The sequence below is a fragment of the Corynebacterium sp. genome, assembly GCF_030532715.1.
Classification (GTDB): domain Bacteria; phylum Actinomycetota; class Actinomycetes; order Mycobacteriales; family Mycobacteriaceae; genus Corynebacterium.
On record NZ_JAUNKO010000007.1, the window covers coordinates 96,437 to 110,069 of the forward strand.

A 13,633-nucleotide genomic window follows, 5' to 3' on the forward strand; every position below is an offset into this window, starting at 1 on the left:
CGTGGCTAAGGCAAACCTGGAGAAACTCCCCGCAGACGTCGCCCGAATGTTTGACGGCGTGGGGGAGAAATACGACATCACCAACGCAATCCTTTCCCTCGGGCAGGACCGCATGTGGCGCCGCCGCACCCGCGAACGTCTCGCCCTGCGCCCCGGCGAACGCGTGCTCGATTTGGCTGCGGGTACCGCCGTGTCCACCGTGGAGCTCAGCAAATCCGGTGCTTGGGTTGTGGCCTGCGATTTTTCCCAAGGCATGCTCGCCGCCGGACGCGACCGCGACGTGCCAAAGGTGGTTGGGGACGGTATGCACCTGCCCTTCCGGGACGGGTTTTTCGACGCCGTGACCATCAGCTTCGGCCTGCGAAACATCCACGATCCACAACGCGGGCTGCAAGAGCTTGCACGCGTGACCAAGCCCGGCGGGCGGCTCACGGTAGCGGAGTTCTCCACGCCTGTGGTGCCGCTTTTTGGCACGGTGTATAAGGAATATCTCATGCGCTGGTTGCCGGCCGTGGCTCGGGTGGTGTCCTCTAACCCCGAAGCCTACGAATACTTGGCCGATTCGATCCGGGCCTGGCCGGACCAAGAAGGGCTAGCCAAGCTGATTCAGCAGTCTGGTTGGAGCGACTGCGGCTGGCAAAACCTCACCCTGGGTGTTACCGCCCTGCACTCGGCGGTCAAGCCCGCCGAGCCTAGCGTGGCTGACCCCAAATAGATCCGCGGGTCAGGCTTCCGGCGCGACGCCACAGGCGGGACACGAGGTCTCGATCCTCGTCGGTGACAAGGTTGCCCATTAGTCGCGCCGCGTGTTGCATCACGGTGTTGGCTAGGGGGCCCCGGAACGTCAATGGGCCCGCTAGCGGCAAGAATTGGGGGTAGGTCAGCGCGCGTGCCAGTGTTCTGGCCAGCAGGAATGCCTCCCCATAGTGGGAGCGCAATTGGTCGGGCCAGAGGTTAGAGTAATCGGCGGCGCCGAGCAGATTGACGGCCAACTCGGCGGTTTCTAGGCCGTAGTCGATGCCTTCGCCGTTGAGTGGGTTGACGCAGGCGGCAGCGTCGCCGATGAGCATCCAGTTCGGGCCTGCCACGCCAGAGACCGCCCCACCCATGGGGAGCAGGGCGCTCGCCACCCGCTCCGGCTCGCCGAACGACCATTCGGATTGTTGGGCGGCGTAAATAGCTAGCAGTTTTTTCGTATTGATTTTCGCGGGCCGCGCGGCGGTGGACAAGGCGCCGCAACCGACGTTGGCATGAGTGCGGCCAAGTGGGAAAATCCAACCGTAGCCGGGCTGGACCACGTTGTTGGAGTCGCGAAGCTCCAGGTGAGAATGAATCCACGGTTCGGCGCCGCGGGGAGTACTGCAATACGCGCGGGCCGCAATGCCGTACACCTCGTTCTTGTGCCAGGTGCGGCCGAGCGCCTTGCCCACCGGAGAGCGGACGCCGTCAGCAACGATTAAATGTTTGAAACGTACGCGCTCGTCGCCGACCTGTAAGGATGTGACGCGCCCAGCTTGCACCTGCGGATCGGACGCCGGGGAGCCGTCTCGCAACGTCACGCCAGCTTCGCATGCGTGTTTGACAAGCAGGGCGTCGAGTTCCGCGCGCGGCATGGCAGAACCCACCGTGCCGAATTTCGTGTCGGGCCACGGAGCGGTGACGGAGCCGCCGAAGCCGTGCAACTTCAAGCCGTGGGACGTGTAGCGGGACGTTACGTCCACACCCATGGCGCGCAATTGGTGGATGGCGCGCGGGGTCAGCCCATCGCCGCACGTCTTATCCCGCGGAAAGCCCGCGGAATCTACGAGCAAAGTTTCGAATCCGCGGTTGGCTGCGAACAAGGCGGCGGCGGCGCCGGCGGGCCCGGCCCCAACGACGAGGACGTCAACACTAGTCACAGGGCTCATTGTCCCACGCGGCTATCCCGGGATGTGGGAAGGGTACCTATTCGACTACGGTTAGTGGTTAGCTATGTACAATCCGCCCGTACCGGGCCACCTTTTTCAAGAAACACGAGGGCTTCGACGGATGAGTAACGGCACTCGCCCCAACCATTTGGGGGCGCAGGCACACAGCGGCACAGGGAACGCCGTAGATTTGGGCAACCCCGCACTAAACCAACACATTGCGGATGGGATGGTGGCCGTGGAGCAGGTGCTGCGGGAGGAGCTTTCCAAGGGCGAAGACTTCGTTTCCGACAAGGTGCTTCATCTGGTTTCCGCAGGTGGAAAGCGTTTTCGGCCGATGTTCGCGCTGTTGGCGTCGCAGTACGGCCCGCGCCCCGGATGCTTGGACGTGGTGCGCGCCGCCGCGATCGTGGAGATGACGCACTTGGCCACCCTTTACCATGATGACGTCATGGATGAAGCCGATCGACGCCGTGGTGTGCCCAGCGCGAATTTCCGTTGGAACAACTCGGTAGCAATCCTGGCGGGGGATTATTTGCTGGCGCACGCCTCGCGTGTGATGGCGGAACTCGGCGTGGAAACCGTCGCCCACTTCGCAGAAACGTTCGGGGAGCTGGTAACCGGGCAAATGCGCGAAACCATCGGTGTCGGCGACGGGGACCCGGTGGAGCACTACCGCGCGGTGATTCGCGAAAAAACCGGCGTGCTGATCGCTTCCGCCGGTTACTTGGGAGCGCTGCATTCTGGCGCATCTCCCGAGCATATCGATGCTTTGCGCAAATTCGGCTACGCCATCGGCATGGTGTTTCAGATTGTCGATGACATCATCGATATCTTTTCCGATAGCACTCAGTCTGGGAAGACTCCCGGAACTGATCTGCGCGAAGGCGTGTTCACCCTCCCGGTACTGTACGCACTTTCGGAAGATACCGAGGTGGGGGATCAGCTCCGCGCACTGCTCACCGGTCCCTTGGGCACCGACGAGGAGGTGTCCCGCGCCCTCAACCTGTTGGAGCGCTCCACCGGCCGTGCCCGCGCGCTTGACGACGTCCACCGCTACCTCGCCGAAGCCGAAGCCGAGCTGACCCGCCTTCCGGACAATGAAGTCACGATCGCGTTGCGCGCCCTGGCAAAAATCACCGCCGCCCGTGTTGGCTAGCAGTGCCGCGAAAACACCTGTGAAATGCGGATTTGTATAATTGGGTCGGGGGTATAGTAAAGTCAATCCCGCACCACGCACTTGCGGGGAATGCGCGCCAGGTTGCCCGAGCGGCCAAAGGGAGCGGACTGTAAATCCGCCGGTTTTTACCTACGTAGGTTCGAATCCTTCACCTGGCACAAGATTTCAAAGCCCGTCGCTAGATCATAGCGGCGGGTTTTTTGATTCCCTTGGTGCAGGAGGGGACTATTCCATCGCACCGCTGGGCCCTTTGTGCTCCTAGGTCCACCTTTTCCGAGCTTAAATTGCTAGCAACCTATCTACTTGGGGTGTACTCAGGCCGCACCTAGACGTTGAGACAAATCTTGACCCTCGTATGCTGAATTAGGTCTAACCCCAATCATGGAATCGGAGATCTTGTGACCACTGAAGCTACTTGGCCGCTGCGAAACCACATCGCAGCCTGGGCCGTCCATGCGTTCACCATGACCGGGTTGCTTTGGGTGCTTTTGGCTGCTCAAGCCCTTATTGACGGCGACCACAAGCGGATGTGGATGTGGCTAGGGGTCGCGCTTATTGTTGACGCCGCCGACGGCCCCTTAGCCCGAGCCGCTAAGGTCACCGAAGTGGTGCCTTGGTTCTCAGGCGTCATGCTGGACAATGTTGTGGATTATCTCACCTGGACGTTTCTGCCAGCGGTGTTTTTGGCCATCACCTTGCCGTTGGGCCCCGGACCATTGCCGGTTGTGGCCGCGACCTTGGTGTTAGTCTCCTCGATGTTCTGCTATGCCAACACCTTGATGAAATCTTCCGACTGGTACTTTGTTGGGTTCCCGGCCGCCTGGAACATTGTGATCGTATGCCTGTGGATGTTTGCGTTCGGCGCGGTTATCAACTGGATAGTCATCATCGTGTTCGCCGTGTTGGCGTTGGTGCCGTGGAAGTGGGTCCACCCATTTAGGGTTCGCCAGTATCGCGTGTACAACGGCACCGCCGCCGCCGTGTGGGTGCTCTCCACCAGCTTGATGGTGTGGCAGCACCCCGTCATGCCCATCTGGTTGCTCATTCCCTGGGCGATCAGCGGCGCTTGGCTGATTGTGGTGTCGGGCATTCGCACGTGGCGGGATAAGCCCGACATGGCGTGACCTAGACCCGCCACCTGCCAAGCAATTGTTTGGCCACGTGGCGGTCGCCCCACATTTTGTATCCTTCGAGCGCGAATGTGCCAAAAATGAGGGCAAATATAATGGCCACTACCTCGGGGGGATAGTGTTTTCCGTGGAAGCCGAAGTATATGTAGGGGGCCATAAAGGACACGATGGTTACCACGAGTCCGACGAGGCGTTTCCAGAATTGCCGTGCGGTGACCATCGTGAGGATGCCCCATGTGTACGGCAGCGCGGTGACTAGGTCGATGGTCCACAGTAGGAACAACGATCCGTGGAATTGTTTCACAAACGTCACCGGCAAGGCGCGCAGTGCGGAATAGGTGAGTACCACCACGTAGGCGAGGAATTTGGGGGAGTTCACCAGCCGCGATACGCGGGTGCGGGGGATGATTGGGATCCCGCGATCCAGGGCTTTTTCATACACCTCGGAACTTAGATCGAGCCCGTCAAGGTGCGTGAGTGCGCTCCACAAAATAATGCGGTCTTCCTCCGTAAACCGATCCAGAAGCGCGCCCACGAGCTGCATCGGGGAGATCCCAACCGGGGTGACGGTGGTGCCAAAATAGTCTTGGCGCGCACCCATCGGTAACACCAAGCCTTCCGGAAGCCAATCTTCCCAGGTGGCTCGCGTCTCCTCGGTCATGGGAATCAGCCAGAGTTTTTCGCGCCGGGAGATACTGTCGCGCAACATCGCGATGAAAATGTCCCGAAACTGGTCATGGTCCATCCCCGGCATGGGCGGCAGGGCGCGGACGTCTTTGTCGCGTAGGTCGCTGAGTCGGCCAATGCCGGCGGCGCCGCGGATTGCTTCCGGGTCTAGGCAGAGGTCTTTGCCGAACGCCACATCAAAGAGCCACATCATGGCTTCACTGTAGAACAAAAGATGGTGGGCAATCGCAACAAGGGCAAAGGCATGCCACGCAGCGGTTCACACCCTTGCGTAAAGCTGTGGGGTTTCTAGGTTTGAACTGCGGATTTGTGTTGATGCTTGGTGTCGGGTTAATCTTTGTGAGGCTTCAACGGGAAGCGGCGCCAATATCTAGGTATATACTGGAGTGGTTCCGAGTTCCGAGCGGAGTTTTAGCCCCCTTAGCTCAGTCGGCAGAGCGTTTCCATGGTAAGGAAAAGGTCGACAGTTCGATTCTGTCAGGGGGCTCTGTCCCTTATCTGGGATGTTTTGTTAGAAACATCTTGTATTCGGGCGTGGCGGTGTAGCTCAGTGGTAGAGCAAACGACTCATAATCGTTGTGTCGCGAGTTCAATTCTCGCCATCGCTACTGGGATTTTTCCCTCGTCCACGACCCATCGTGGGGTTTTGGCTTCGTGCCAGAGTTCTGCTAGGGTTGTCGCGTACTGCGCATCGATGCGTGGTGCCATAGGGGTGTAGCTCAATTGGCAGAGCAGCGGTCTCCAAAACCGCAGGTTGCAGGTTCAAGTCCTGTCGCCCCTGCAAAGTTATTTCTATTTCGAGGAGTACCGTGGCCGACGATAAGCACCCAGAGAATCTGGTCGGGGTCTCCCGCCCGGCGGGCAAGCGGCAGGTCTCTAAGGCTGCTACTTCTACCGCGGAGTATGCGGCTCGCCGCGTGGCTAAGGAAAAATCTGGGGGAGATTCCGGCCCTGGCGGTGGCGTGACCACGTTCTTGCCTGAGGTTGTTCAGGAGATGAAGAAGGTCATTTGGCCTACCGCGCGCCAGATGGTGGTCTACACCGTCATTGTGTTCGCATTCCTGATCGTGTTGACGGCTCTGGTGTCTGGTGTGGATTTCCTCGCCGGACTTGGAGTTGAGAAGATCCTCACCCCCTAGGTAAGATACAAAACACGCTTGATTATCCCGTCGGAAACATGTTCCGGCGGGATAAAATTTTGTCCCCATTGCGGGTACCATGGCAAGCGGGCACAGAGTTATTTTGGCGCGGCCAGCAGATGGCCTTACCCCGGCTAGCAATATGGCCAGATTGAAACATTGGAGTACACCTTATGAGCGATCAACATACGAACATTTTTGATACCGGTTCGCCCGTGGATGATGCGGAAGCGCAGGCACGGGTCGTTGACGAGGGCTCCGACGCTGCCGCACCAACTGACGCCGCCGCACCGACTGACGCCGCGAGCGCTGCTGCCGCTTTGGGGGATACTGCCGAGGACGCCGCTATGGCGGACTACAAGGCCCGTTTGCGTGCGTATATTCGAGAGCTGAAGAAGCTGCCGGGTTCGTGGTACATCATCCAGTGCTATTCCGGCTACGAGAATAAGGTGAAGACCAACCTGGACATGCGCGCCCAGACGCTTGAGGTTGAGGATTACATTTATGACACCGTGGTCCCCATCGAAGAGGTGGTGGAAATCCGCGACGGCAAGCGCAAGCTGGTGAAGCGGAAGCTGCTTCCGGGGTATGTTCTTGTCCGCATGGAGATTAATGATCGCTCCTGGTCTGTTGTCCGCGATACCCCCGGGGTGACCTCGTTTGTTGGAAACGAGGGCAATGCTACGGCGGTGAAGATCCGCGACGTCGCTAAGTTCTTGATGCCGCCGGCGACCGCGTCGGGCGAGACGGAGGAGGCCGCCACCAACGCTGAGGGCGAAACCGTCGTCGCGCAACCGAAGGCGAGTTCGAAGCCTATCGAGGTGGATTATCAGGTGGGCGAGGCCGTGACAATCCTGACGGGTGCGCTCGCCTCCGTGTCTGCGACTATTTCCTCGATTGATGCGGAAAACGGTAAGTTGCAGGCGCTGGTATCCATTTTTGGCCGCGAAACTCCTGTGGAACTTACGTTTGACCAAGTGGAGAAGGTTACCTAGCCGCCGCCTCTCGACGCCCTTCCCGCCCGCGCCCCACCTTCGCGCGGGCGTTTGCGTTGCTTGCGCACGGAGGCTGTGGCGCTGCGCCGGCAATTAGCAAAGATGTACACAGTGCGGTAGAATTCCTGCTCGCGTGCCTTTGTGCGCAATATTCTTTTTTCGTCCCCCGGTGGCCGGGATACACCTGCAAGCGTTTGGCTTGGTTGGTGGGGCCCGGCATCCGGTAGGTGTCACTGCAGCTCTATCGGTGTTGCGGTGGTGCCGATACCAAGGAAGCAGGTTTTACCGATGCCCCCAAAGAAGAAGAAGGTCACTGGCCTTATCAAGCTGCAGATCCAGGCTGGCGCCGCGAACCCGGCTCCTCCGGTTGGCCCGGCTCTGGGTGCCCATGGTGTGAACATCATGGAGTTCTGTAAGGCGTACAACGCTGCTACGGAATCCCAGCGCGGCAACGTGGTCCCTGTTGAGATCACCGTGTATGAGGACCGTTCCTTCACCTTCAAGCTGAAGACCCCGCCTGCCGCAAAGCTGCTGCTCAAGGCTGCTGGCCTGCAAAAGGGTTCTGGCGTTCCGCACACCCAGAAAGTGGGCAAGGTGACCATGGCCCAGGTGCGCGAGATTGCGGAAACCAAGAAGGAAGATTTGAACGCTAACGATATCGACGCCGCGGCGAAGATCATCGCTGGCACCGCCCGCTCGATGGGCATTGAGGTCGAAGGTTAATTCGATTCACGTGGCAGGGCCAGCTCCGGCCCGCACACCACACAATCTTTGAAAAGGATTTTTACTATGAGCAAAAAGTCGAAGGCGTACCGCGCCGCAGCCGAGCTTATCGACGCCGGCCGTATCTACTCGCCGCTGGAAGCTGCGACGCTGGTGAAGGAAACCTCCTCCAAGAACTTCGACGCCACCGTGGATGTTGCCATCCGCTTGGGCGTTGATCCCCGTAAGGCGGACCAGTTGGTGCGCGGCACGGTTTCCCTGCCACACGGCACGGGTAAGACCGCTCGCGTCATCGTGTTCGCCGCAGGCGAGAAGGCGACCGAGGCTGAAGCCGCTGGCGCTGACTTCGTTGGTTCCGAAGAGTTGATCGAGAAGATCCAGGGCGGTTGGACGGATTTCGACGCCGCGATCGCCACCCCCGACCAGATGGCCAAGGTTGGCCGTGTGGCCCGCGTATTGGGGCCCCGTGGTTTGATGCCGAACCCGAAGACCGGCACCGTGACCACCGATGTGGCGAAGGCTGTTGCTGACATCAAGGGCGGCAAGATTTCTTTCCGCGTGGACAAGGCGTCCAACCTGCACGCAGTGTTGGGTAAGGCTTCCTTTGAGCCGAAGAAGCTGGCCGAAAACTACGGTGCGCTCGTTGAGGAGCTGCTGCGCCTCAAGCCGACTTCTTCGAAGGGTACCTACCTGAAGAAGGCCACCTTTGCTTCCACCAATGGCCCCGGAATTCCCGTGGATCCCACCGTGGTCAAAAACTTCGCTGAGTAAGAAATAACAACTGGCCAAGCCAGTTACACTTTTCCCGAAGGTGTAACCCATCGTCGATGGGCTGCACCTTCGATTTTTTATTTCCGCAGGTCAGAGCGGATACATTATAGCTGCCGCCAATTAGTTTGATTCGGCACAATTAGTAATACTTAAGAGCTTGCTTAAAATGTTATCTCTCAGTAGTGTCGCAGTTTAAGGATCTCGAAAAGGTCGGATGAGTTGTCAACATCGCATTTCGGCTGAGGCGCGCTACCAGCGGATCACGCTAACGCGTACGTACCAATCCGTAACCGTGCACTAGATCCTCATTTCACTGTTAAACACATGAATTGAGAAAGTAATGCTAATACAATCGCTGCACGCAGCCGCCGCTACCCGCGGCTGGCGCGTTGTGCGTACAGTGATGACCTTCTTCGTGGTGAGTGCCTTGATTGTGTTCGGCACTCAGATCGTCGTAGGTCATCCAGCGAATGCGCAGGCGCAGGTGAACAATCCTGTGACTCCGCAGAATCAAGATGCCAACGACCTGTACATCACTGACGTCACGCTCCGCCGTAACGGTGACGCGAAGGGTGACCTGCCCTTGGTGGTAAATGACACTGCCGGGGTAATAGCGTTGAAGTGGTCGAACACCTTTCCCGGTGAGGTTGAAAAGGCCCCAGTAGTGGGAAAGAAATTTACCGTGGAGCTTCCAGAAGTATTCTTCTTCTACCACAAGGGTGTCGAGAAACCACCTTTCCCGATGCAGCACGACAGCGGGAATGTTGTTGGCGAATGTAAGTACATCCATGAGCGCAAGGTTGAATGTGCATTTAACCAAGCCGCTGTAGACCTTTGGACTGACGGCAACCGGGAGTTTAAGGGCAAATTCTCCGTTTGGGTGAATAATGCTGCACCGACCGATGCGGGTGTGACTACTCAACCAATTACCATTAACGGGAAGAAAGTTGACATCACCCTGCCTGGTGGTCCAATTAAGGACCAGGCGCACCCTGGGGAGGGTACTCAATGGTTTAAATCCGTTGGAGATGTTAACCCTGGCTCGGACTATATAGGTTGGTTCTTTAGATTCACCGGGGAGTACCTGGAGCAGCAGCTGAAGGCGAACCGTATTACCCAGGAAATGGACGGAAAAACTCCGTTCACCATTGTCGTAGAGGACGTCGCTGAAGCTCCGCTGTATTTTGATATCGAGCGACTGAAAAGCGTCAAAATTTTCACCCTCTCGAGCCGAGGCACTTGTACTATTGAGCAAGCAATTACGTACGGTGCTCGCGGTAGGGAGTGCGGTAATGTGAGTGAGCCATTCAGAGAGGCGACAGTAGAGCTCATTCACGATGAGAATAATATCCATAAGCTTGGTATTAAAATCACGGCGCCGTTCTCCAAGGATGGAGTTTATAGTCTGACGAACGTGGTGACCACCGTGCATGGCAACGTCCAGCCGGATAGCACCTATGTCAACACCGCTAAGCTTGTCTACCAGACCCCGGATGGTAAAACAACGGACATTAACGACGCGTATGTACGTAAGGCTAATTACATACAAAAGAACAAAGCTTCCGTCGAATATGAACAAAACCGTGGGTTCTTCAAGGTTCAGAAGCATATCGATGGTGACATTCTCGCAGTCGACCCGGCAACGGCCGAATTTGAAGTCAAATTCAAGTACGAATTCCCGGACAGTTTCACTTTCAATGACTGGAAAGACCTGGCACCGTTAAAGAATGCGTCCACGGATGTTACTGAACATGGTGGTACTGCAACCTTTAAGGTGAAGCCGTTTACCGAAGGTTCCCCGACGATGGATAACGGCAAAGGCACTCAGGTAGCTATCCCATTTCCGGTGGGCACTAAGATCGCGGTCGAAGAGATTATTGATACGGACGCGCCTTTCAACCATGCGAAGACGCAAAAAGGCCCGCTCTATTGGGGTGAGCCTCAGTACACCGTCGACCGGGACTCGAAGCAAGACAGCACGCCTGGACCGGTTGAATTTACTATCCAAAAGGCCACGAAGGAGAAGGTAGAAACCAAGGTTCACCTCTATAACTTCATTCAGAATCGAAGCGGCACCTTCTCAGTAAAGAAGATTGTGTCGGGCGTGCAGGGTGATGCCGCAAACGGAAAGACCTTTAAGTTCACCTACGAGTGTGGCGCTGACGCTGGCACCATCGAAGTACCGGGCAATGGTGCAGCTGTAGCAGTTGGCAAGGACTTCCCGATCGGCACTGTTTGTAAGGTAGAAGAGCAGACCGCGGAAATCGATATCGATGGTCACGCATTCACTGGCAAGCCGCCAGCTCAAACGGTGACGATTACGGGTGCGGCTCAGGAGATTCCGTTCACCAACACCTACGCTCCTGTGGGTACCTTCCAAGTTGTGAAGCGCGTCGAAGGCGCTGAAGCTGCTGACGTGGCGGCGCACTCCTTCAAGTTCGATTACCTGTGTGGCACTGAGACCGGTGAGATCCAGGCAGCTGGCGACGGCGTCGCGGTACCTGCAACGAAGTCGTTCCCTGCGGGCACCAAGTGCACGATTACCGAACAAATCGCCGGCGCGGAAAATCTCTCAGGATACACCCTCGTTGAGCAGCCCAAGCCCGTGGAGATTACTATTGGCAAGCCAGGGGAGCCGGTGGCAACCGCCGAGTTCCTGAACAAGTACTCCCGTGACGTGGGTTCCTTCAAGATCCGTAAGGTTGTTTCCGGTGACGGTGACTTCGGTAGCGATTCCTTTGACATTGAGTACAAGTGTGGCGACGAAGCCCCAGTGAGCGTACGAATCGCTGGCGGCGCGGAGCACGTCGTGGAAAACATTCCGACCAATACCACGTGTGTTGTCTCTGAGAACTTCGAATCCGCAAAGCGTGCTGGCTACACCCCAGGAGTTTCGATTAGCGAGTCCAACGTCAAGATTAAGAAGGGTGAGCCTGCGGTAGTCACCGTGACGAACACCTACTCACAGAACAAGGGTGGGTTCAGCATTTCCAAGATCCTTGAAGGCGAAGGCGCAGATTTAGCGAAGGATAAGGAATTCAGCTTCAGCTACAAGTGCACGGATGCCAAGGGCAACGTCGTGAAGCAGGAATCCCAGCTGAAGGTCAAGGCCGGCGAAGTGAAGCAAATTGCTGACGTTCCAGAGTTCGCTACCTGCGTAGTTGAAGAGCTTGACGGTAATATTCCCAACGCCGATCTCACTACCACCCCTAAGTTTGGTGAAAACGAAGGTCTCGCCCCGGTCGCTCCGGCGGACGATGCTGCCCCGGCCGACGATGCAGCTCCGGCTGCTCCGGCGAATCAACCCGCTGGTGAAGGTGAGGCAGCTCAGGACGCAAATGCCGCTGGTGCTGCTCAACCCGTTGTTGCCGCACCGGTAGCGGAGGTCATTGGGAACACCGAGGAGGATTCTCAGGATCCGGAAGCTGACAAGCCTGCCGCAGAAAATTCGGAAGCCGAGAAGCCAGCCGAGAAGCCAGCTGAGGGCGCCGCCGACAAGGCGGAAGCTCCCGCAGCGCCAAAGGATGAAGAAAAGCCAGCTGCGCCCGCGCCAGCGGCAGGCGAGCCCGCAAAGGCGCCGGTTGCTGTTGCTCCTCCGCAGATTGACGGCAACAAAGCAACCTTTACCATTCGTGAAAATAAGACCGTACAGGTGGTGTACACCAACAAGTACGAACCCCACATGGGTTCCGTGAGTGTTGTCAAGAACGTGGAAGGCGACAAGGTTGCTGCCCTGTTTAAGCAGAAGGTATTCACCTTTGACATGAAGTGCGAGGACGGTACCGTCGATATGCTTGAGGTTCGCGGCGACGGTGTTCCGGTGAACTTCAAGCGTCAGGTGCGGGTTGGTACGAAGTGCGAAGTATCAGAAAACGTTGCTCAGGCACAGGTCGCTGGCTTCGACTTGAAGGCGTCGGAGAAGCAAACCGTGGTGATTGACAAGCGCGATGTTACGGTCCCGGTGAAGTTCACGAACGAGTATCGCGCGCACACGGCGCCGTTCTCCATTGCCAAGAAGGTCGTTGGTTTGCCCTCCGAGACGGCCAAGAACCGTGAATACGTGTTCAACTTCACCTGTACCGATAACCAAAATGGGAAGGTGAAGGTCAAGGGCGATGGTGTCGCGGTTGACGCTGGGGTGAAGGTTCGTACTGGCAGCCAGTGCACGATTTCTGAGGATGCTGGCTCTGCTGCTGTTGAAGGCTTCACATTGAAGCAGCCGGAAGCGCAGGTTGTGAAGTTCGACAAGAAGGATGAGAATATCGCCGTCGAATTTACCAACGAGTACACCCCGATCCCGGGTAAGCCGAACCCACCGGTCGAGGAACCTGATCGTCCTGGCTTCCTGTCCTTCATTCCGTTCCTGCCGTTGCTTTTCGGTAGCGCGGGTAGCTCGAACGGCGGCAGCTCTGGCTCCAGCACGCACCCAACTGCCCCGGCAACGCCGAGCAATGGTGGCAACTCTGCAGAGCAGAAAAACGTTGCCGCACCGAAGGGTGTGCTCGCCAATACTGGTGCTTCGGTGCTCGGTATCGGCCTGTTGGCCCTCGTGATTACTTCCGCAGGTATTTTCCTCGCGGTGCGTAGTCGGAAGAATAACGGTTAAACGCGGCGCCTAAGCCACGTTCAACCAAGAGAGCCCCAGATGGTAGCAACCATCTGGGGTTTCTTGTGCGCGATCGTCGGTCCACGAAACCCTAGTCAGGCAGATTCAACACGTGGGGGTGCTGGACTCGGTGTTTCCGCAGGAGCGTGAAATGGCCGTGTTAGATCTGCCTGAGGCAGATCCGCCCAGGCCCATGGTTTGAAAACTTTAAACTGTACGCGGGACGTTCGGGATGCGGCGCGCACGCAAAAGTATTGCTGAGCCAGTATCGGCAACCGTTTCCACTGCTCAGTGAATAAAAATCCTGCTCTTAGGATGGATGATTATGTGAGGGGTTGGCGCACGGGGGTGTTTTAGTTCGGAATATATCATTAATACCCAGGCGTTTTGTCGATGTCCCACCACTTAACCAGCGCACAAGATAAGTATCAAATAAGCGTCTTGCTAAGCGTCCTCTTAATGTGGCCAAATAGAAAGATAACAAATTGAGCGCAA

The 13,633-nt window shown here is 57.4% G+C and carries 10 protein-coding genes and 4 tRNA genes; 12 read left to right on the top strand and 2 right to left on the bottom strand.

Going from position 1 to position 13,633, the window contains the following annotated elements:
- Position 1: 1 nt before the first annotated feature.
- A complete protein-coding gene (locus tag Q4D83_RS11480; RefSeq protein ID WP_303175444.1) occupies positions 2 to 715 on the top strand; it encodes a demethylmenaquinone methyltransferase in 714 nt (237 codons plus the stop codon).
- Here the strand turns inward: Q4D83_RS11480 and Q4D83_RS11485 are convergent.
- Positions 693 to 1,907, bottom strand: a complete 1,215-nt coding sequence (locus tag Q4D83_RS11485) for a geranylgeranyl reductase family protein (protein WP_303175445.1) — start codon at positions 1,905 to 1,907, stop codon at positions 693 to 695. The two genes, Q4D83_RS11480 and Q4D83_RS11485, sit on opposite strands and share 23 nt — an antisense overlap.
- A 121-nt stretch (positions 1,908 to 2,028) precedes the next feature.
- Between Q4D83_RS11485 and Q4D83_RS11490 the strand changes: the two genes are divergently transcribed.
- From Q4D83_RS11490 to Q4D83_RS11500, 3 genes are all read left to right on the top strand, one after another.
- Entirely contained in the window at positions 2,029 to 3,066 is a 1,038-nt protein-coding gene (locus Q4D83_RS11490; RefSeq protein WP_303175446.1) for a polyprenyl synthetase family protein, read from the top strand.
- 96 nt (positions 3,067 to 3,162) lie between these two features.
- Positions 3,163 to 3,245 (top strand) — tRNA-Tyr (locus Q4D83_RS11495).
- A gap of 240 nt (positions 3,246 to 3,485) precedes the next feature.
- Positions 3,486 to 4,211, top strand: coding sequence for a phosphatidylcholine/phosphatidylserine synthase (locus Q4D83_RS11500; protein WP_303175447.1), 726 nt, complete (start codon positions 3,486 to 3,488; stop codon positions 4,209 to 4,211).
- Position 4,212: 1 nt separating this feature from the next.
- Here the strand turns inward: Q4D83_RS11500 and Q4D83_RS11505 are convergent, their stop codons facing one another.
- Positions 4,213 to 5,097 (bottom strand): hypothetical protein, encoded by an 885-nt coding sequence (locus tag Q4D83_RS11505; RefSeq protein WP_303175448.1) that lies wholly within the window; start codon positions 5,095 to 5,097, stop codon positions 4,213 to 4,215.
- A 221-nt stretch (positions 5,098 to 5,318) separates the two neighbouring features.
- On the opposite strand from Q4D83_RS11505, the gene Q4D83_RS11510 reads away from it, so the two are divergent.
- The 8 genes from Q4D83_RS11510 (at position 5,319) to Q4D83_RS11545 (ending at position 13,138) form a co-directional block, all read left to right on the top strand.
- A tRNA-Thr gene (locus Q4D83_RS11510) sits at positions 5,319 to 5,391 on the top strand.
- A gap of 49 nt (positions 5,392 to 5,440) precedes the next feature.
- Positions 5,441 to 5,512 (top strand) — tRNA-Met (locus tag Q4D83_RS11515).
- Between the two features lie 100 nt (positions 5,513 to 5,612).
- Positions 5,613 to 5,685: transfer RNA gene (locus tag Q4D83_RS11520), tRNA-Trp, on the top strand.
- A gap of 28 nt (positions 5,686 to 5,713) precedes the next feature.
- Positions 5,714 to 6,043 (top strand): preprotein translocase subunit SecE, encoded by a 330-nt coding sequence (gene secE / locus Q4D83_RS11525; RefSeq protein WP_303175449.1) that lies wholly within the window; start codon positions 5,714 to 5,716, stop codon positions 6,041 to 6,043.
- A 173-nt stretch (positions 6,044 to 6,216) separates the two neighbouring features.
- Positions 6,217 to 7,038, top strand: a complete 822-nt coding sequence (gene nusG, locus Q4D83_RS11530) for a transcription termination/antitermination protein NusG (RefSeq protein WP_303175450.1) — start codon at positions 6,217 to 6,219, stop codon at positions 7,036 to 7,038.
- 288 nt (positions 7,039 to 7,326) lie between these two features.
- The gene (rplK, locus tag Q4D83_RS11535; protein WP_303175451.1) at positions 7,327 to 7,761 is read left to right on the top strand and encodes a 50S ribosomal protein L11; all 435 of its coding nucleotides are present in this window, start codon (positions 7,327 to 7,329) and stop codon (positions 7,759 to 7,761) included.
- Between the two features lie 66 nt (positions 7,762 to 7,827).
- Positions 7,828 to 8,532 (top strand): 50S ribosomal protein L1, encoded by a 705-nt coding sequence (gene rplA, locus Q4D83_RS11540; RefSeq protein WP_303175452.1) that lies wholly within the window; start codon positions 7,828 to 7,830, stop codon positions 8,530 to 8,532.
- Positions 8,533 to 8,872: 340 nt separating this feature from the next.
- Positions 8,873 to 13,138: a DUF5979 domain-containing protein gene (locus Q4D83_RS11545; RefSeq protein ID WP_303175453.1), complete on the top strand. Its 4,266-nt coding sequence runs from the start codon at positions 8,873 to 8,875 to the stop codon at positions 13,136 to 13,138.
- The last annotated feature ends 495 nt before the right edge of the window (positions 13,139 to 13,633 follow it).